The organism is Vibrio sp. EA2 (assembly GCF_033042495.1).
Classification (GTDB): Bacteria; Pseudomonadota; Gammaproteobacteria; order Enterobacterales; family Vibrionaceae; genus Vibrio.
This window is the reverse complement of sequence record NZ_JAWLID010000006.1, coordinates 199,293-219,910: the sequence shown is the minus strand read 5'-3', so window position 1 is coordinate 219,910 and position 20,618 is coordinate 199,293. Positions and strand designations below refer to the sequence as shown.

The window sequence follows — 20,618 nt, the reverse complement described above, 5'->3', positions numbered from 1 at the left end:
TCATCCTACTTTTGTTGTTCTTGGGTGTTGGCCCACAGTTTTTGTTTGAGCTCCTGCACTCCGAAGGCTTTTAGGACCTGATAGTGGTCGGCATCTAGCTCAACATAGGTTGGTCTTTCTCTGCTAAAGGTTGTAGCTTTTTCAAGGAATGAATAATGATCATCTTGTGCCTTAACAATGGTAACTGGTGCGTTTAAGCAGCGATTTTTTAACTCCTCGAACTGATAGCTAAAGCCATACGTCATGGTGACGATACGAATAATACGTTTGACTAAATCGGGCTCCAACATAGGGAATCGTTCACAGATGAATGCGACAAAGTCTTGCTCTGAATGACACAGTTCAAGACACCGCTCCATCAGGCGACCTTCCACTTTGTGAGCAAACACAGAGAACAAAATGGCCAGAAATACTGGATTTTTGAAGCTGGCGTTATGCTCAAATTTTTGCTCTCTTTCCATCTGTGTGATCGGAGCTCCGGGGGCCAGCAGGTAGAGTGCATCAACAGTTTCACCCATGGCTTCCAACTGAGCGGCGGCTTCAAACGCTACTCGCGCACCAAAGGAGTATCCCCAAAGTGTATAGGGACCTTCAGGTTGAACTTTTTTTATTTGTTGGATGTCTGCTTTGGCCATGTCACTGATCGACGCGCGTGGAGTTTCATCGGCATTAATTCCTTCAGCCTGAACGCCGTAGAAAGCTCGCTCGGTGAACAACTCATTGGCAAGGTGCTTTAGATTAAGTGGATAGCCACCAAGACCGGGCCAGCAGAATACTGGACTGTGAAGACTTTGGTTTAGATGGACTAATCTTGAACATGGGTCTTGTGCTGATGAATTATTATCAATCCAATGAGCCAAACCGCTGACACTTGGTGTATGGAACAAAACTTGCAGCGGCATTTTGATACCAAAATGACTGTTTATACGGTTGACGAGAGCCACTGCCGTTAGAGAGTTTCCGCCAGACTCAAAGAAGTTGTCTGTGGCTGAAACAGACTCCCATTTCATTATACGGCACCAAATCTCACCGATTTTCTGCTCTGTCTCTGTAGTGAGTGGCTCGAGTGCTCGATTAGCATTAATCTGCTTTAGTTCGTCTAACTGGGATAGAGCAATATAGTCAACCTTTCCATTGGCTGTCTGCGGCAGTTTATTCAGCAGCAGAACTTTGTTTGGAATCATGTACTGTGGCAGTAATAAGGCCAGTTCGTCTTTGAGTATTTCTGTTGGTCCCTGCATATGGACTCGATCTTCATTCATGCCTTCACTCGTATACTGAGCTTCGCTAATCGGTCCGCCGACACCAAAGTAAAGACACTTCATCGGTTGACCATGCTCGGCTAGGATTGTTCGCATTTTGATGGCGGCTGGCAGATCATTATCGGTTTTAGAGCTGTACCCCGAAGACATGATCCCAATTCGTGACGTGTTGCTTTGCAGGCGGTGAAGTGCACGACCTAGGTTGATATAGTGGTCATCTATGTTTTCGTCATTACACACAAGACCGATACCAAAACTTGAGCGTTCGAAGACTTTCTGGTTGATAGCAATAACATCATTCTTTTGTAACATCTGGTCAGTCAACCAATGTAGGTCACCATCTTGATATTGATATAAGCCAGGTAGCAGTCCCGCTACTTTATCGTCATGTATTTGTACAAGGCATTGCGGACTGGTTGGTTGATGAGTGACTCGGTAGGGTTCAAAACGGTAGCTACCGAGGTAAACGTCTTCACTTTCCCCATCATACCAAGACGGTAACTTGTCGTGTTCGATCGAGTGATCTTGAAGTAGCGATAGGCCATGTTCGGGCAGTAATTCATCAAATAGACCCAGCATATGGCCAGTTTCCATTTCCAGTACTTCTAACAGATTGTTTTTATATACAGGCTCGATAGCACTCCATTTTCCGATGAAGTGGACATTTAGCGTAGGAACATGTGCTGTTGGCAGGGTGTGGATTTTGATCAAGCAGTGTTCTGCTGGATGATAATAGTAGATCCCTGGTGTAATCCCGAGCAGTCCACGGATCTCAAAATACATTTGCGTCGCGTATAAGGCGCCTGGCGATGCGTACGCGTATTTTGGAAGCAGACGCTCTTCACTGATGAACTGGCCAAAGTTTCTTATGAGGCGACCAAACGCAGAAAGGGAAAGAGTCTCAACATCACGTGAATGTTGAGCGGACGTAGGTTGACGTTCCAATACACTCAGCAGCATTGCTTTTGACACGGGAGTTTGGCCTTCAAAAAAACGGTACGTTTTTCGGCCAAAGGCGTTCGCTCGTTGAGTGACTGTTGCTGTTTTTCCCGGTAATGGAAGAACATCAATGGTATCACAGTGGTTCAGATCGCGACATCCGGAGTTCGATAGTTGTGCTTTTACCTGAAGCTTATTGGATTTTGATTGATGATGGCTGTCATGATTGCCTTGATCCATCAGAGCTGCTTGTCTTTCATCGAGCTCTACGCAAGCGATTAAGTTCTGGTGACCAGTACGTGGATCATTTTTGACCACCATAGCGGCCGTTTTAACCCATTGATGATTCTCTATCGCCAAGCGTATTTCATCGAGTTCAACGCGGTACCCACGGAGTTTTATTTGGCTATCGGCTCTGCCGACAAAGTGTGTGTAGCCCTGAATATCTTGTTTCACAAGATCTCCGGTTTTATACATCACTTCATGACCTTTTCATTCGTCATATCAGGGCGTTGATAGTAGCCTTTCGCAACTTGTACGCCGGAAATATGCAATTCACCGATTTCACCGACTCGTGCTGGCTGACCATCTTCTCGCAATACATGGTACAAGGTGTTCGCGACAGGCTTGCCAATCGAAATGGCGTCTGGGTAATTGGCCAACGCATCGCGAGATAGAGTAAATGTAGAAGAGTTGATCGTACATTCAGTCGGCCCGTACAAGTTGGTCAGCTCAGCATGAGGTAAACATTGCAAGAATTCACCAGCCAGCTTGCGAGTTAATGTTTCACCACCACTAAATACCTTGTTCAAGCAAAGGCAATCAGTAAATAGCGGGTGATCCACCAATGCCTGAAGGAGCGTGGGTACACACTGTAGTATAGAAATATCATGATTTAGCAAAGTCTCAATCATGGCATCTGGATCGCGGTAGCAATCTTTCGGGCCGATCACTACTTGGCTACCAAATGCTGGCGCAAGAATTTCCCACTGAGCGGCATCAAAGCTGGCTGGAGTCTTCTGAAGGATCCGATCATGCTGATTGAAATTAAACTGTTCTTTCATAAAGGCGATTTGATGAGAGATATTTGCGTAGGTCACCATCACACCCTTAGGTTTACCTGAGCTGCCAGAGGTATAGATGATGTAGGCCAGCTGATTGTCATCGGGAACACTGCGCTCAACCGTATGCATAGTGTCACTCTTGTCTAGGCACTGCAGCTCGGCTTGTGTCAATACAGTGACATCTCGCGGAACAATAGACTCTAACTGGGATTTTAGGTGTGGTTGAGTGAGGATCACTCTAACACCAGAGTCGGCAACCATATACCTTATTCGCTCTTCTGGGTATTCAGGTGCCAGAGGCAGGTACGCGTGCTCGGATGCGAGAATACTCCATGCGCCCGTTATCATCTCTAATGACGGGTCACAGTAAAGACCAACACATGGCCCATCGGCTTCGATATGTTGATTGATAAGCTGTGCATTATGTGCCACCAATGCTTTAAATGTCGCGTAATCAATAGATGAATCACAATCTTGGACCGCAATATGCTCAGGGTACATCTCCACTTGAGAGTCAAGCATAGTGAATAAGCATGGCTGATGGATGGTGGTTTGGAGCTCTGAATCTAGCTCCGGCAGAATCTCAAGTTGATCTAATAAAGTACTCATAGCAAGTTAATTTCCCTATATGCAATTAGTATATCGGAAAGTAAGATACTAGCACATTGCATTTTGTCAAGTAACTTTTCAAAGAGATACTCATCTTGGAGTTATTGAGTTGGAGTAAAAAAAACCTGCAAAACTGCAGGCTTGAGAAATTAAGATTCGTTGGTCAACAGCCAGGTTCTAAGTAGGCTGGCCAATTGCTCACGTTGTTCGTCAGTAAGTGGGTCAAGGATGGCCTTTTCATTGATAACATGCCCCTCAACAACCTTATCTATCAATTCCTTACCTTTTTTTGTTAGTACGACTCTACAGCTTCTTCTGTCTTCTGGACTTGCGATACGTTCAATCAACTCCCGTTTCACTAACTGCTCAATACGCGTACTCATTGCGCCGGAGGATAGCATCAGTGTCTGATACAGTTCGGTGGGGGTCATCGGTTCGTTAAAGCGTCTCAATGTGGCTAGGATATCGAACTCAATTTCACTTAAATTGTTGTTTTTAAATGTCTTGTTTAGTTTTTTGTCAACAATTCGACTCATTCGACTTAATCGGCCAATGACACCCATCGGTGAGCAGTCTAGATCTGGTCGTTGATGTTGCCACTGTACCAACAACCTGTCTACATGATCGTAATTCATTTTTACTCCTTAATATATTTTTTGAAAAGATACTTGAAAAAAAGCATTTTCGTCGGTATCGTCTGTGGTATATCTTTTATGAAAGATACTCACTTAAAAGTTACAGGCATTCTACCACCAATCTTGTCAGTAACAAGCACTAAAAGGAAAAGTATTATGTGTCTTCAAGGAAATGTTCATGTTTTACCCCATACCTCCTATCTGGCCTATCTGCATACTAAAATCCGCGACAAGCACGCTGACTTAAGTACATTCACGCATTTTAGTGATCAGGTTATTCGTCAGTTGCTGATTAAAGCGTCAGAATTGCTGGATTATTCAGAGCAGCATGTCACGACACCGATTGGTGATGTGTATCAGGGAAAAGTGCTATCAAAAGGTCTCTGTGGCGTCTCCGTTATTCGTGCAGGCGAAAGTATGGAGCGTGAGTTTAAGCAGATGTTTCCAGAACAGCCTATCGGCAAGATACTGATTCAAAGAGATAAAGTTACCAAACTACCAGAATATTTCTATTCTCACTTTCCTTCAGAGATCGCACAAAAAACCGTGTTCTTATTTGAACCTATGCTTGCAACGGGTGGTTCGTTACTTAAAGCGATCGATGTGCTGCTGGAGCAGGGCGTTTCTATCGAAAATATTATTGTGGTGAATTTTCTGGCGTCTCCCGTAGGGCTGGATCGGTTAATGACCGCACACCCTTCCGTTCAACTGATCACCGCATCTATCGAAGAGACCATGAATGATGAAGCGTTCATGAGACCTGGCATTGGAGATTTTGGAGACCGTTATTTCGGTACATACCTGGTACAAAGCTATGAATAAATATCAAACCTTGATGAATGTGGCTCTGACAGCACTGGCTCCCATTGTATGGGGTAGTACGTATATCGTCACAACAGAGCTGTTGCCTGCAGACTTGCCTTTATTAGCCTCTGTTATTAGAGCACTTGGTGCGGGATTGGTTCTATTGTTGTTTTGCAAGATCCGGCCAAGTGGCATTTGGTGGGGAAAAATCGCAGTGCTTGGACTGCTTAATATTGGGTTGTTCTTTTATTGCTTGTTTGCAGCAGCGTACTACTTGCCTGGTGGGCTCGCAGCTCTGGTTATGTCGATTCAACCGCTCATTGTTATGGGATTGGGAGTTATTTTCTTTCAAAACAAACTCAGCGTAACTCATGTCGCCTCTGCCGTGGTGGGCGTCGCTGGTATTAGCCTCTTAGTTCTGAACAGCGCGCTCGAACTGAATTGGTGGGGAGTTTTAATCGGTTTAATAGGTACATGCAGTATGGCTCTGGGCATTTTACTGACTAAGCACTGGGGACGCCCAAAAGGCATGTCTTTACTTGGTTTTACTGGCTGGCAGTTGACGCTGGGTGGTTTGATGCTGTTGCCGATTGCCCTTTGGTATGAAGATTTCCCTCAAACACTGACGTCTCTAAATATTACTGGTTATGCCTATTTAAGTCTGATCGGTGGGGTATTTGGTTACTTTGTTTGGTTCCGTGGTATTGAAAAGTTAAATCCGGTCACGACGTCGTTTCTTGGTTTTCTCAGTTCAGTCTCCGCCTGTTTGCTGGGGTATATCTTCCTTGGTCAGTCGTTTACTCAGCTACAAATTGTTGGTTCTGTTGCCATTATTGTCTCTGTATATATGGCTCGTCCGAAACCAGAAAAACAACCGAGCGCGTTAACTCAAGCGCCAATGACATCTTTACACCGATAAGAGATTGAACCATGAAACTTAGTATTATTTCAGGAAGCCACCGAAGCAACTCATACAGCTTAAAGGTAGCTACCTATTTACAGCGTCTGGCCCGATTGGAAGAGTTTCAAGAGACACAAATCATGGATTTGAGTGTCCTAGATTTTCCTTTTTGGAATGAAGGCGTTTGGAATGGCAGCGAACAGTGGAACGATTGGAGAGCTACAGCTCAAGAGTTGCAGCAATCAGATGCCATAGTACTGATTACGCCAGAATGGCATGGCATGGTGACACCGGCTTTGAAGAACTTTCTTCTACTTTGCACTAATCAAGAGTTGGGCCATAAGCCTGTACTACTTGTTAGTGTATCTGCAAGCGTTAATGGTGTTTATCCAATCAGTGAGTTGCGGATGACTGGTAGTAAAAATAACCATGCCTGTTTTATCCCGGATCATTTGATTTTCCGTCATTGTGAGAGCCTTCTTTTATCTGATCAGGCTGTCAGTGATGAGCAATTCGATCGCCGATCTAAATACAGCATGAAGTCATTAAAGGCGTACGCTAAAGCACTCGGTACGGTTCGTCTAACGCTGGAAGAAAACATGCAGCAATTTCCATTTGGTATGTAATAAGGAGAGCTTCATGCCACACATATCTATCAAGCATTTCCCTGCCGAGTTGACTCAGCAGGAGAGAAAAGACTTATCCGACGTTATATCTTCTTCTATTCAAAGAGCGCTTCAATGCAGTGAAGACGTTATTTCAGTTTCTATGGAGGAAGTTGCGCCAGAGGACTGGATGGCTGATGTTTTTCATCCAGAGATCGCAGCTAAACGCCAGTACTTAATTAAGCAACCGAACTACTAGTCATCTAGAGCCCCGTGGACTCTGGGCTACTGAGTTAATGAAGGAATAATAAATGAAACACAGCTCCCCGGTCATTATGTTCGATCTAGATGGCACATTGTTCGACACTGCCCAAGCTATTGCCACCGCATTTAACGCTACGTTTGCATCTAAGCAACTGCCAGCAAAGGAGAGTAAGGATATCTGCGATACGATAGGGTTACCGCTAGAAAAAGCGTTTTCCCACCTTCTCAATCAACCGGAGCACACCCGAATTGTGGAGGAATGTGTAACTGAATATCAGCGTCAGTTTCGGGAGGTAATACTTCCTGCTGCAAAACAGCTGTTATTTCCTGGTGTGCTCGATGGGTTAAGTCACCTAAAAAATCATCAGTTTAAACTTGCTGTTACGACCAATAAGTTTTCACGCAGTGCAAATGCGTTACTCGCAGCTGCGGGGATCGCAGATTTTTTTGATGTAATTGTTTGCGCCGATGAAGTTGAAGAGAAAAAACCGGCACCTGAATCTGGCCAGAAGATTCTAGATCACTTCCAAGCCTCAAAAGAACAAGTGTTGATGGTCGGGGATACCACACATGACATCTTTATGGCGAACAATCTCGGATGCAAAGCCATTGCGGTGAATTACGGCATTCATTCTGAAACGGAACTTAATAAAGCTAGCCCAACTTGGATGGCAGCGGACTTTCGCAGTGTGGTCGATATATGTGAACGGCATTTCATGTGAGTGGATCATTTTTCGTAAGTCCACCATGTACAAATATATAACTATCTTCTACTTATTCACCTTTGGAGGAGATGAAATATGGTAAATATTTATATTGCTATCACATCAACTTACATCAATATAGGTTACCTAGTAACATTATACACTATTGTATTTTTTATTTTTACGGGTTCGACAATTTTTGACGATAACCATAATCAGATAATGCCATTAAGATACAAATTAAGCTTTGTACTTGTATCTGTGATTCTCATGCCATATCTGTACATTGTCTACGTTACTGAAATTTGGTCTCTATACCGAAAAGGAATGAATATATCTACGAAATCTAAGCCGTAAATTAGTTATCATTAATATAAGGCATTAATATTAATATTTTTGATTTAAATAATCCTATTAGGAGATATTATTAAAATGGAAGAGTTGGCAAAGGTTACTAGAAATCAATATTCATGCAATAGGATTTCTGAAAATATTTTGAATCACGGATACAGCTTTATGCCTGCCGAGAAGTCACAAAAAATCCATGTAAGGTATTAAGTGATATGCCTCTTAGCGAGTGGGAGTGGTTTTGCAAATCATGGGAGGAGTTAGTCTTAGATGAGTATATGAATGATAATGGTAAATATCGTTATCGTAAACATGCAGTCTTAATAAGTGAGAAGTACACAAATAATATCGTGCAACTTTTTGATATACCCCATTACCAGAGTAAGTATTATAACACTCTAAATGGAGATGTTGAGAGATGGTACACTCCTATTTCTCAAGATATTGTTAATTCTCGTGTTTTTGGTAAGTTTATTGAGCATGCACTACAAGTATTTAACTTGTGTGAAATAAACCACATGGACCCCAATTGGTCAAATTGGTACATAGAAGTACATCAATTTAGAATTTTTTCAAAAGAAAAGTCGGAGGGTAAACCAACTCCTGAAGGGATTCACAAAGATGGTGTATCATATATCTTTATGATTCCTATAAAGCGTTTTAATGTTGGAGGCGGAATATCTACTATTTATGACAATGATATGAAAGATATTTTTTCTACTACAATGCAAGTTGGCGATATTGTATATGTTGATGAATCAAGAGTTTATCATGGCGTATCACCGATATACTCTCAGATTGATAAAAATGGGATTAGAGATATGCTAGTCATTACATTTAAGAAGGAAATATAGCATATATGGAACAATACTATTCTGAAATACTAACGGTAACAACAATAGCTATAGTAATGGTAATAAGTCCTGGGCAAGATTTTGCTATGATTACAAGAAACTCACTACTTTATTCACGGCGAGCAGGTATGCTTGGAGCCTTAGGTATTAGTGTGGCTATATGGCTACATGTAACTTATTCACTTGCGGGAATAGCATTAATTATTTCACAAACTCCATTCCTATATAACATCATCAAGTATGCCGGAGCTGCGTATTTATGTTATTTGGGGATCAGTGCGTTGTTTTATAAGAAGGGTGATAGCTGTCAAAGTGACCTGAGTAGTAAGACTGATAATATATCTGATATTAAGGCATTTAGGGCTGGATTTATATCAAATGCTCTTAATCCTAAAACAACGTTATTTTTTCTCAGTATATTTACACAAGTTGTATCACCTGAAACTCCTATCTACATTCAGCTGATATTCGGAGCGATAATTAGTATTGCTCACTTTCTTTGGTTTGTGATTGTCGCATTAGTATTATCTTCCGAAGTTGTTACCTCAAAGATAGATACATTCAAACTTTGGATTGAAAGAATTATGGGAACAATTTTATGTGCTCTTGCAGCCAAAATTCTTTTGACTTAATAAGTGTTAGTTTTACGGAATTGTATTACATATTGAGTAATTCATTGAAAATGATTTTGTGAGTTTTAAGTTAAAATGTGTAGTGGCTAAGTACAATTGGCCACTACTTTTTAGTTTTAAAAATGTATTCGCACTTCTCAGCTTTGTAGAGTCTAACTCTGATATTAACTCTTTTTACCATACTGTTTAGTAATTTTTTTGAACTCTATTGACGTTTTGTACTTATACTTAACTCCTTTCCCAACCTTTCAGTATTCAAGGACAGATAATTCACACCGCTGAAGTGTATAAATCAAAAAAGGTTATCGATGTATATTGCCGAAGAGGTCGTCGATTTAAAGTGGTTGAGGTTGAGGTTGAGGTTGAGGTTGAGGTTGAGTTGCAAGAATCTTGTACCGTTATCACTTATGTTTTCCGAACCGTTTATGACTTACCGATAAGTGGGGCATTATTCCGTGAGACATTAGTAGTGTTGTGTGTTGTTACTTGTCGTGCCTGAACAATTAACTGGATAATATGGCTTCTGTTCAAAAATTGCTTGCAATGAGTATTATTTTTGTTGCTGAAAAGATACAAATGTGGTTAAAGCATAGTGGGAGCCTGTAAATAGCGTGTCTATTATTTTTATGAAATTTGTATTTACATGAATCATGTAAATTTTAAAGTTGTGTATTTTTATTTCTTTAAATTATCCTCTCCTAGGAAAATTTAATTTCAGTTTGTTTATATAGGCTATTTAATTTATTGCTATTACTTGTTTTTACTTAAGTGCTTTAATATCACCGCGGTTAACTATCATACAGAAACGAGCGTAATCATGACTGTATATAAACACTCGATGAGGAACACTAGAACCGCGCATAAAATTATCGAAGGCTGCTAATGTCTATGGTGGTAATGATGATGGATCAACGACCTTAAAAGATACACCGGGCAGTTCGAATTTTTCCAAGATGGGTACATTAGTTCATCGTGATCAGACATTTTTGGGCCTCCTAGCATTGTTGTATGGCATTAGTTGGAACTACTCAATGCAATAAGTATAACGCGTATTTTTTCTGTAGCTTGTTGTAGAAGTGAAAAATTTAGACTATAAGTCTTTGTAAGTATTAAAGTTGCATACTGAAATATTTTATGTTTATGATTGATTTATAAGGAATATTGTTAAGAATTAAGATGGTAAGAAGAAGTAGATATGCACCTTCAGAGACAAAATACAAACGCTGGATAAAAGAAGGCAGGGGTAATGGCTTGGGTGCTGATTATCTTCCTTGGATAACTGTTCGGGATGTCCCATCCGATGGTCGATCTCATCGTGTCTTTGGTCATAAAAGCCAGCGCACTCATCATTTACTTTCCGATTTAGAGCTTGCCGTATTTTTAACCCTTGAATGGAACTCCCAAACTACAGATATTCGAGAGCAGTTTCCTCTTAAACGTGAAGAAACACTTGATATTGCCCTTGATAATGGAATTAAGCACCCCGCCGAAGCTGGCGTTAAATTGTACATGTCATCCGATTTTATCGTCGACAGTTTAGACCTCCAATTACCACAGTACGTAATTCAAGCTAAGTACACTAATTTTTTAAAAGACCCCCGTGTTATTGAAAAGCTAGAAATTGAACGCCGTTATTGGTTACTAAAAAAGGTTCCTTGGTTTCTGGTCACAGAAAACGATGTATCCCCAATTCTTGTCCAGAATATTAGCTGGATATACCCGGCTGAGCAGGATGAGATTGATGATGAAGTCTTGTTAGACAGGACTGCGTACTATGGTGATCTTTTTCAGCAAAATCCGAATAAAACGGTTACTGATATCTGTAAGTTGACTGACCGTATTTACAATCAGCCTGATGGTTCTTCTATTTATGAAATCAGGCAATTACTGGCTAATCGCTGTTTCTACTTTGATATGTTGTCCCAACCGTTCCATCTGCTAAAAGGTAAGGATTTCGTTGTTGAGAATATGGGAAACTTAATAGGAGCTCGTCATGTTTCGAATCAATGAGGTCCTGGAGTATGAGAACGAGCGATTCCGGGTTTTGAGTCGATTCGGAAGCAATTTTGTTTGGATATCGATCGATAATAAAAGCGCCTTCCCCAGCATTATTGACTTATATTCGCTGGATTTGGCGATTCAAGATGAATTGTTACACCGAGTCGAAGATCCTTATTCCTATTTGATCATGCTCTCTCCTGAAGATGGTAGTACCGCTCAAGTAAAACGAGATTACAACTATAAACTGATAAGCCCTATCATTCATCTTGAAGAATACTATCAGCCGAAACAACGCGCTAAAGCCATTGAATTGGTCATGGCCAATCACAAAACAACCAAGCAAACATTATATCGTCTAATCCGCCAGTACTGGCAGAGGGGGCAGATTGTTAACGCGCTTCTTCCTGATTACAAAAACTCCGGGGCAAAAGGCAAAAAACGAACTCCGGGAGAGACAAAATTAGGTCGACCCAGAAAGTATAATCCGGGCTCTGGTGTCAATGTTGATGAGTTCATCGAAAAGTTATTCCGGATTGCTATTCAGAAGTATTTGTTAACTGAAAAAGGTTATTCATTTCCCTACGCTCATCGGCGTTTTAAAGATATGTATGAAACCTATTTCCCTGATGTGCCTGAGGCGGAGATTCCAACCAATTGGCAGATGAAGCACTTCTATCTGCGTGAATACACCCAGATAGAAAAAATCAAAAGCCGGGCAAGTCAGAATTCCTACAACAAAGATATTCGACCTTTGACCGGAACGGCGACTATGCATGCTTTAGGACCGGGCTCCCGCTTTGAAATTGATGCGACCATCGCAGATATTTACGTGGTGTCTGATGTGAACCGAGGCTGGATTGTTGGGCGTCCGGTTGTTTATATCGTTATCGACGTATTCAGTCGTCTGATAGTTGGGTGTTACATTGGTTTTGAAAACCCCTCATATGTAGCAGCTATGCTGGCTTTACAAGTCGCGATGACTGATAAGGTTGAGCTATGTCGTCAATATGGGATAGATATCGAATCTCAAGATTGGCCTGCTATCGGATTTCCTGATGCTATTTTGGCAGACAGGGGAGAATTGCTTGGCTATCAGATAGAAAATCTCGAAAAAAGCTTCTCAGTACGAATTGAAAATACACCACCGTTTCGAGGCGACGCCAAGGGAATTGTTGAGCGCAATTTCAAGACGTTGCAAGCAGACTTTACTCCATTTGCTCCTGGTGTCGTGACGGGAACCATCGTTAAAAAACGTGGTGGTAAGGATTATCGTCTTGATGCCAAGTTATCTATTTCAGATTTTAAAGAAATTATCCTGTCCTCAATTCTTTATCACAATCAGTACCATGTGATGAAGACCTATGACAGTTCTGCCGATATGCCAGTTGATTTGCCTTCGGTGCCATTAGAACTGTGGAACTGGGGGATCCAACACCGTACTGGCCGCTTGCGCTCAGCTCCTGAAGAAGCCGTAAGATTAAGTTTACTTCCCAGAGCAGATGCAACGGTCTCTGATTTGGGGATATGCATTTTTGGTATCTACTACACCTGCCAAGAGGCGATCGTCGAAGGTTGGATGCATAGAGCTCAAGAAGTGACTCGTCCGCAAAAAGTTTTGGTGGCCTATGATCCTGACCTTGCCGATGAAATTTATCTGTTTCCTAGCCGAAACAGTGTCGAGCACTGGGTTTGCAAACTTTCAGCACGATCCAGAGAGTTTGTTAATTGCACTTTCTGGGAAGTGTGGCAGCGACAAGAGCAGAAAAAATTCACTCACGCTGAAAGTAAAGTCAGAGCTGATCAGCAAAAACGAAAGCATGAACAGCGAGTGATCGACAAAATCAGACAAGCAGAGAAATTAAGCCCGGATACTTCAAGCATCCCGAATACTGAACGCATCGGTGATATTCGGTCGAACCGAAAGGCTGAGCTACAAAATGAACGCGACAGTAGAAAACCGAAAATACAAACAGATGTGAAAGACACGGCAGATATCATTCCTTTACATGGTGTTCCGGAGGAAGATTATGACTACCCGAGTTATGTCGATGAGTTATTCGATGATGAGGATGATAACGAATGAGTTTGCCAAGTGAATATGTTAACGCCATATATAAAAATACTGGTAATCCAGCCTATAAAGGAAATCCATTTATCGAGGCTTTGACACCAATCATGGAGCTTAAGCAACTAAAAGAAGGATTGGAAGGTAAAGTCGATTTTTCTTTGAATGATCTTCAGGATAAGCCCCGACAACGGGCTCATATGGTTGCAGCTTTACTTGATGATTTCTTCCAGCCTTTATCCCAGCATGTTCTTCTGGAAGAGCGTATATCGATTATGATCCGGCGTGGTTATGTGAGCCGAAATTTACTGGATGGTTCATTGAATAAGCATTTACAAAATGGCTACGAACGGGTGATGTCTGGTGATTTGCAGAGTTATAAATTCAGAAATGTCCTAACGACAGCAACTTGTTTATCTCTTATCGGATGTTCAGGTAGTGGTAAAAGTTCAACCCTTGAGCGCATTCTTGCCACCTACCCTCAGGTTATTTATCACGAACAACATAACTTTTTTCAACTCAGCTATCTGAAAATCGAATGCCCGAATAATGGATCACAGCAAAGTTTGTGTCTGAATTTTTTCCGTGAGGTGGATAAGCGGCTGGGTACTAATTATGAAAATACGCATGGCCGCAAACGTCACGGGGTGCCAACGTTACTGGCTCTAATGAGCCAGGTTGCGAATGAACGTGCTATAGGTGTCCTGGTTATTGATGAAATTCAACGCTTGAAAATTCGCAAGACGGTTGGCCGTGAGCAAATGTTGGAGTTTTTCGTCGAACTGGTTAACACAGTTGGTATTCCGGTGATCTTGGTCGGTACACCGAAAGCTCGCCCATTGTTTGAAGTCGAATTGCAGTCAGCAAGGCGAACTACCGGCATTGGTTCTGTTTATTGGCAACCCATGCCGCAATATCCAGAAAATCCGAACGCCAGAAGTGAATGGGTTGCTTTTACGAATAAGCTTTGGAAATACCAGTGGCTTAATCGGCGTGATGAGGTGCTTACCGATGAGATCAGAGATTGTTGGTATGAGCTATCTCAAGGGGTTTTGGATATCGTGGTTAAGTTGTTTGTCCTGGCTCAGCTACGGGCCATAGCGTCTAAACTGGAACGTATAACGGTTAACGTTTTACGCTCTGTTTATGACGATGAACTTAAACCAGTACACCCTATGCTGAATGCTATTCGCCGAGGTAACCCAACCTTGATAGCCAAATACTCTGATCTCCGAATAGAAGATATCGACAAACGACTGCTTAGCCTTCACCAAAAAATCAATCAGATCCCTGATGAGCCGGAATTACCTTTCAGTAATAACGAACAAGCGATGCGGCTTTACAAGCTACTCGTACAAACCGATTGTCAGTCTGAAATTATCATTCCTTTGGTTGAAAAAATTTTCCGTGAACAACCCAAACTGACGATGCGAGAAATGATGCCGGTCGTACTTGATTGGTATGACGAAAGTAAGCAGTTTGTCGATCAGCAACCGAAAGCGACCGTAGTTAAACGTGCAGATTGGTCAAGCCTTGAAACTGGCGATTTACGATTTGTGTATTCACAACTAACCAAGAAAGAAGGTATGTACAGTGCGCTCAAAGCCAATAAACTTATCTTGGATTTGAAAAAGATCAGTTAAATGCTCGGTTTCCCCGTTCCGTATCCAAATGAGTTGATTTACAGCTTGGTTGCCAGGGCTGGGGTTCATAGCGGAACCATATCGCCTAAGCGGCTATTGGATGAGGTTTATGGAGATCGCAAGGTTATCGCTACGGTTGACCTACCGAGTCATCTGGCTCAAATTTCCGGGCAATATCCATCGGTTTTAAATATTACGACGGCTTCACTGATATACCAGCACACGCTTTTCCCTATTTACGCGCCTTTTATTGAAGAAAGAAAAAGGCTGGCTGGCATGCGCTGGATGGCAAATCAATCCAAAGGGCTCATACACTTGGTTTTCGGAATTGCTGCTTCAATTGTTAAGCAGCCGAAGCTACTCAGATATTGTCCTCAGTGTTTTGAAGAGCAATTAGGCCAATATGGTGAGAGGTATTGGATGCGTAGCTGGCAAGTGTCAGGAGCCACATGGTGCAAAAAGCACTCAACCCCTTTGTGTGAATTTTCTATTCAACCACATTACGAACATCGTCATGAATTTTATGCGGCAGACACAACACCGGATGACAGACCAATACGGCATCATAAAAGGGAATCTTTACGCATCAGCCATGTTGTCGAACAACTTCTGCAAGTGGAACCACAAACATCGCCAACTTTTCATCAATGGAACTGCTATTACCATGATTTGGTTGTGATAGCCAGTTGTAACAGAGGTTCCAATGTAAAACATGATGAAGTTCGGGAGCGTATCCATTCGTACTGGAGTAGAGATTGGTTGGCGGATAACCAAATCACACTGACGAAGCGAGATACCGGTTGGGCCAGAACTATTTTACGAAAGCACCGAAAATCCTTCAGTTTTATACAGCACCTGATCATTCAGTCAAGTTTACTAGACCGAGATATTTCACCATCTGACATTTTGACTAACGTAAAGCGTTACCCGCAAAAGCAAAGTAATGTCTATCCAGTGGTTTTGCCGAAGCAGATCAATAGAGACAAAAGAACTCAATGGCTGAAGCTCTTGAAAGAGTGCGGGTGTAAACACGCTCGATTACATGGATCGCAAGGTTTGTACATGTGGTTGTACCGACATGATTACAAGTGGCTGATGAAAATTAACCGACGTTACGAACATCCTATCATATATGAAGATAGGCGGGTCGATTGGCCTAAGCGAGATCGTTCGCTCGTTCGTCGATTATGTCAGTTGCGACAGGCGTGTGAACAAGATGACTCTTCTCCCCGTATGACGAGTACATTCTTGCTGTCAAAACTAAAAATTGGTGCTACGCCGGAGAGGAAATTTAGGTATTTACCCTTAACTAAACAATTTCTTGCTAAGTACTCGGAATCGGTTGCTCAATACCAAATCCGACGATTGAGCAATCAGTACATCTCACTCTATTTACAAAATATTCAGATTGAACGGTGGCGTTTACTGCGAGGCTCTGGGCTGAGTGAAGAGCGTTTAACTCCACTGGCTAGATGTTTTTTAACAGGAATAACGGAAGGTATATGGGAGATTACAGATTTAAGCACATCCCGGAAGATGCGTTAGTGTTGGGCATTGGTTCGCTGTTTAAGAAAAATAGCAACGTGTTTTGGGGAATTAACCTCAGCTTTTCAAAAAAGCTTGATCGTCCATCAATCCCCATTGCTGGTGTTCCATTGATTCGACGCTACAAATCATTAAGTGCCAATCAGTCTAATCAGTTAAAAGGAAGACAGTTAACTTTTACCATTAGGGATGCTCAGCTGTGGGGCAGAAAGCGTTTAAGGGACTGCCCGGCTTTTCGTTCAATGGGGAATGGGCACAATTCTGAACAGTGGTGCTTTGAATTTGATGTGCCTGATGGTCCAACTGTTTTCCTACCTCAGCTTGAATTAGCACGTGTTCTTTTTCTACATGATAACTATATGTCCAGAATCTGTTTGGAACACGGAAAACTGTTATCAGATTTCAATATCACCAATATAAACGGGCATTGGCAGATTGATGTGATGCCAAGTTCTAGCTATCCGATCGCCGCTTTTAATGATGAGCGTTCACGACGATTCTTAAGTTGGATATTGATGGACCCTGAGGCTCGAACTTCATTTGAAAGTATTCACCAGACAATGATTAGAGAGCATACATCCAGTGGGCAGTATAAATTTTGGGATTTCTCTTTTACACCTCCTCGCTTAAGTAGAACAAAACTAGAAGTGTCAGGGTGGCTCGATTGGAACAGTAATAGCTTTTTTGTCTGGGAAATTAGAAGGGTGGAAGACTTGCCATCGAGTATGCCTGATGAACTAGATTTTTATCATCCTGATTTCAAAAGGCAGGTAACAGGTCAAGGTGGCGGAGCTAATTCAGGTAGACCTAAACGTCCAGAAGAGCACGAACTTGATGATGAGGAAGAGGCTGACCCTGATAAAAAACGTGTTGTTTTAGATACAGAATCAGTTGGCTTGTCATTTCGTAAGCCATTCAAGACTAATCGAGTAACCGATAAAACTCGGAAGGCTAATAGCGGTAAGCCTGATGATAGTGAGTCTAATGAACAACTTCCCAATAAGTTATCTCCGAATGGTGATAATGTTACAGGCACAATTGCCGGTGCTGATTATGACGTTTTGAGTGACGAAAGTGATGATGCTCATCTGTATGCTAGTAAATTTGAGATTTTCTCTCAGGTTATTGATCGTTTGGAAACTAATCACGGATGTCAAACGTACCTCTATCCGCTAAGAAAGTTGCCTAAATTGGCACGTTGTACCAAACACATGATGGCGGATGATGCTAATCCGAGATGTATGGCTATCGTCGAAGTCACTTATCATGGGCAGGTGTATCATTTTGTTGAAGTCGATACCTCTGATGCGAAAAATTCGATATCGACCATGGTTCTAACGTTAAGAGATAACAGTACATTACTTGAACAAATAGCAGAGTTAGAAATTCGGCTACTTAAGAAGTCACTAGCTTGGCCGCGTGATTACATCTCGCTCATTTGCGGAGATGGTAACTTCAAGGGAATCTCTCATCCTCCATGTAAACACAAAGGTTGTATCGACCCTGCTGATATTGATAAATGGGCAGGATGGTTTATGGGATGGTTGGATAGTTAGTATGATACTTTAATACTTGATTTTTATGGAGTAGAGCCATTTATTTCGATTTAGTATGATACTTTATTATTATTTCGAGGATCGAAATCTCTTATTGAATAAGGCTCCATAAGTTTTTTAGTATGAAACTTTATTCCTCTCCCACAATGTGCATGCTGTAAGACAGTAAAGCACAGATTTTTAACCTCTTACTAAGGCGATTAGTAAGAGGTTTTTTTATATTAGATGCCTGAAATTCCTCTGATGGTTAAGTAGCGCTTTTCGCGTTCAGTCACAATCAATTTGATTGGCGGCTGCTGGTCGGCAGACTGCTCTGTATCGACGCTGGTTTCATCATCATAGTTAAATGATATACGGCCTAAATCTAGCGGGGAAAGTGTACAGAGCTTAGATACTACCTGTTGTTGAGTCTGTTCATTGTCGAATAGTTCAGCGTAGAGCGAAGACGTATTTAACCTTTGAAGATAAAGCAGGCGTGAATGCAACGATTCGATACGATTTAGTCTAAAAGACGGGGAAAACACATTTGCTGGATTCGGGGTCACTGGCGTTTTTTGGATAAAACAAAAACGAGCTTTGTTGTCGGTATCAAATTCTATTTCTGTTTGGTAATCAATTAAGGCTCCAGCTAATGCCCCGTTTTCTCCCAAGGATTGATAAGCGACCTTCATTTTCAGTTCAGCCTTATCTTGAGAGAGCATATTGAATTGATACTCTTCAATAAAGTGTGAGCTTGTTTCACTGGGAACGGTTTTAAACCACGTCTTCAAATTAGAGCGGTTATTCGCAAGTAGATGTTTGCCTGCATGAACTAAGCAGATGTTATTCGTAAACATATCTAAGTGCTGTTCAAGAGGCTCAGTACGTCCCTCAAAATAAGCAAACCAGCGACAAGCAATATCTTTGGCGGCAAATAGGTGGGCTTGGGTCATGATATTTTCCTCAAATACTCAAAAGCGGTAGCCCGTAATTTTACTCCTCTAAACCATGTAAGATTATGGAAATTCTAGCTCAAGAGTTAGGAAGGAAAGGCGGTTTATTAGACAGGGTGATTCCTTCAAGATGATTCGTGATGCCTTTATGGCAAGCCATATTTTTAATAACGAATTGAGAAAGTAATATGCCCAACAACACAGACGTAAAACTATCACTGTTGGATTTAGTGACCATTGGTGAAGGTGCCACGGTAAGTGACGCGATCCATTCTAGTACTCAGCTAGCCATTGCGGCAGAAAAAGCAGGGTTCCATCGCTTTTGGGTCGCTGAGCATCACAATCTTTGTGATATTGGCAGTGCTGCGACTTCCGTCATTCTTAGCCATATCGGCGCGAAAACTCAGTCAATTCGTCTGGGTTCTGGAGGTGTGATGCTACCTAACCACGCTCCGCTGATTGTCGCTGAACAGTTTGGTACTCTGGAGTCTCTGTATCCAGGGCGCATCGACTTGGGATTGGGTCGAGCACCAGGTACTGACTCTAGTACAATGCGAGCGCTGCGCAGAGATAGTACGGCCAGAGGGCTGGACTTTCCTGAAATGCTTGATGAGTTACAGTCTTACTTCCAAATCGCGAAACCTGGTCAGCATGTAAAAGCGATCCCGGGGCAAGGTTTAGATATTCCTCTGTGGCTGTTAGGGTCAAGTACATTCAGTGCACAGTTAGCGGCAGAGAAAGGACTGCCGTTTGCGTTTGCATCTCACTTTGCTCCTGATGCGATGTTAATGGCGATCGAAACTTATCGAAATAACTTTAAGCCTTCAGAGCAATTTGATAAGCCGTATGTCATCGTTTGTGTCAATGCGGTTGCCGCTCCGTCTCAACAACACGCAGAATTTTTGGCGACAACAGAGTTGCAAAAATTCCATAACCTTGGTCGTGGCGTAGAAACCCTGCTACCTAAACCTGTCGAAAATATGGATTTGGTGTGGAGTGCTCATGCGAAACAACAAGTATTAAGACAATTGAGAGAGTCCGTTTGGGGGACGCCGCAGGTGGTTGCTCAAGGTTTACGATCACTGGTTGAGCGTACCGGCGCTGATGAGGTCATGATTAATTCATGGATTCATGACCCGCAATTACGAATCAAGTCTCACGAGCTAATCGCACAAGCTTGGTTTGAGGAAGCATAACTTTCGTTTCCCAGTAGTTAATGTAGGAAACTGGATATATTCGAGGTTTCTACCCAGCC

Annotated in this window: 17 protein-coding genes and 1 pseudogene; 13 read left to right on the top strand and 5 right to left on the bottom strand. The window is 42.0% G+C overall.

The window, feature by feature from the left end:
• Nucleotides 1-5: 5 nt before the first annotated feature.
• From RXX31_RS14935 to RXX31_RS14925, 3 genes are all read right to left on the bottom strand, one after another.
• Nucleotides 6-2,657 carry a thioesterase domain-containing protein gene (locus RXX31_RS14935; protein WP_317590330.1) on the bottom strand — a complete coding sequence of 884 codons (2,652 nt, stop codon included), beginning with the start codon at nt 2,655-2,657 and terminating at the stop codon, nt 6-8.
• Nucleotides 2,658-2,677: 20 nt separating this feature from the next.
• The gene (locus RXX31_RS14930) at nt 2,678-3,874 is read right to left on the bottom strand and encodes an AMP-binding protein (RefSeq protein WP_317590329.1); all 1,197 of its coding nucleotides are present in this window, start codon (nt 3,872-3,874) and stop codon (nt 2,678-2,680) included.
• 149 nt (nt 3,875-4,023) lie between these two features.
• A complete protein-coding gene (locus RXX31_RS14925; RefSeq protein ID WP_317590328.1) occupies nt 4,024-4,509 on the bottom strand; it encodes a MarR family transcriptional regulator in 486 nt (161 codons plus the stop codon).
• Nucleotides 4,510-4,665: 156 nt separating this feature from the next.
• Here RXX31_RS14925 and upp point away from each other — a divergent pair, with 156 nt between their 5' ends.
• The 7 genes from upp (at nt 4,666) to RXX31_RS14890 (ending at nt 9,621) form a co-directional block, all read left to right on the top strand.
• Nucleotides 4,666-5,331, top strand: a complete 666-nt coding sequence (upp, locus tag RXX31_RS14920) for a uracil phosphoribosyltransferase (protein WP_317590326.1) — start codon at nt 4,666-4,668, stop codon at nt 5,329-5,331.
• Entirely contained in the window at nt 5,324-6,232 is a 909-nt protein-coding gene (locus tag RXX31_RS14915) for an EamA family transporter (protein ID WP_317590324.1), read from the top strand. Before upp ends, RXX31_RS14915 begins: the two co-directional genes overlap by 8 nt.
• 11 nt (nt 6,233-6,243) lie before the next feature.
• Nucleotides 6,244-6,840, top strand: coding sequence for an NAD(P)H-dependent oxidoreductase (locus tag RXX31_RS14910; protein ID WP_317590322.1), 597 nt, complete (start codon nt 6,244-6,246; stop codon nt 6,838-6,840).
• 13 nt (nt 6,841-6,853) lie between these two features.
• Nucleotides 6,854-7,078, top strand: coding sequence for a tautomerase PptA (pptA, locus tag RXX31_RS14905; protein WP_317590320.1), 225 nt, complete (start codon nt 6,854-6,856; stop codon nt 7,076-7,078).
• 52 nt (nt 7,079-7,130) lie between these two features.
• On the top strand, nt 7,131-7,805 hold the full coding sequence (locus RXX31_RS14900; RefSeq protein WP_317590318.1) for an HAD family hydrolase: 675 nt from the start codon (nt 7,131-7,133) through the stop codon (nt 7,803-7,805).
• A 545-nt stretch (nt 7,806-8,350) separates the two neighbouring features.
• The gene (locus RXX31_RS14895) at nt 8,351-8,989 is read left to right on the top strand and encodes a 2OG-Fe dioxygenase family protein (protein ID WP_317590317.1); all 639 of its coding nucleotides are present in this window, start codon (nt 8,351-8,353) and stop codon (nt 8,987-8,989) included.
• Nucleotides 8,990-8,994: 5 nt separating this feature from the next.
• Nucleotides 8,995-9,621 carry a LysE family translocator gene (locus tag RXX31_RS14890; protein ID WP_317590316.1) on the top strand — a complete coding sequence of 209 codons (627 nt, stop codon included), beginning with the start codon at nt 8,995-8,997 and terminating at the stop codon, nt 9,619-9,621.
• A gap of 760 nt (nt 9,622-10,381) precedes the next feature.
• Here the strand turns inward: RXX31_RS14890 and RXX31_RS14885 are convergent.
• Nucleotides 10,382-10,576 (bottom strand): annotated as a pseudogene (locus RXX31_RS14885) (hypothetical protein).
• A 221-nt stretch (nt 10,577-10,797) separates the two neighbouring features.
• Between RXX31_RS14885 and RXX31_RS14880 the strand changes: the two are divergent.
• From RXX31_RS14880 to RXX31_RS14860, 5 genes are read left to right on the top strand one after another with little or no spacing between them, the layout of a single operon-like run.
• Entirely contained in the window at nt 10,798-11,631 is an 834-nt protein-coding gene (locus tag RXX31_RS14880; protein WP_317590315.1) for a TnsA endonuclease N-terminal domain-containing protein, read from the top strand.
• Nucleotides 11,615-13,705: a Mu transposase C-terminal domain-containing protein gene (locus RXX31_RS14875; RefSeq protein ID WP_317590314.1), complete on the top strand. Its 2,091-nt coding sequence runs from the start codon at nt 11,615-11,617 to the stop codon at nt 13,703-13,705. The genes RXX31_RS14880 and RXX31_RS14875 overlap by 17 nt, the downstream gene beginning before the upstream one ends.
• Complete coding sequence (locus RXX31_RS14870) at nt 13,702-15,330, top strand: AAA family ATPase (protein ID WP_317590312.1); 1,629 nt, start codon at nt 13,702-13,704, stop codon at nt 15,328-15,330. Before RXX31_RS14875 ends, RXX31_RS14870 begins: the two co-directional genes overlap by 4 nt.
• Nucleotides 15,331-16,875: a TnsD family Tn7-like transposition protein gene (locus RXX31_RS14865; RefSeq protein WP_317590311.1), complete on the top strand. Its 1,545-nt coding sequence runs from the start codon at nt 15,331-15,333 to the stop codon at nt 16,873-16,875.
• Complete coding sequence (locus tag RXX31_RS14860) at nt 16,833-18,431, top strand: Tn7-like element transposition protein TnsE (protein WP_317590310.1); 1,599 nt, start codon at nt 16,833-16,835, stop codon at nt 18,429-18,431. The genes RXX31_RS14865 and RXX31_RS14860 overlap by 43 nt, the downstream gene beginning before the upstream one ends.
• A gap of 221 nt (nt 18,432-18,652) precedes the next feature.
• Here RXX31_RS14860 and RXX31_RS14855 read toward each other — a convergent pair whose 3' ends face one another.
• On the bottom strand, nt 18,653-19,363 hold the full coding sequence (locus tag RXX31_RS14855; RefSeq protein ID WP_317590309.1) for a hypothetical protein: 711 nt from the start codon (nt 19,361-19,363) through the stop codon (nt 18,653-18,655).
• Between the two features lie 188 nt (nt 19,364-19,551).
• Between RXX31_RS14855 and RXX31_RS14850 the strand changes: the two genes are divergently transcribed.
• The gene (locus RXX31_RS14850; RefSeq protein WP_317590308.1) at nt 19,552-20,559 is read left to right on the top strand and encodes an LLM class flavin-dependent oxidoreductase; all 1,008 of its coding nucleotides are present in this window, start codon (nt 19,552-19,554) and stop codon (nt 20,557-20,559) included.
• The last annotated feature ends 59 nt before the right edge of the window (nt 20,560-20,618 follow it).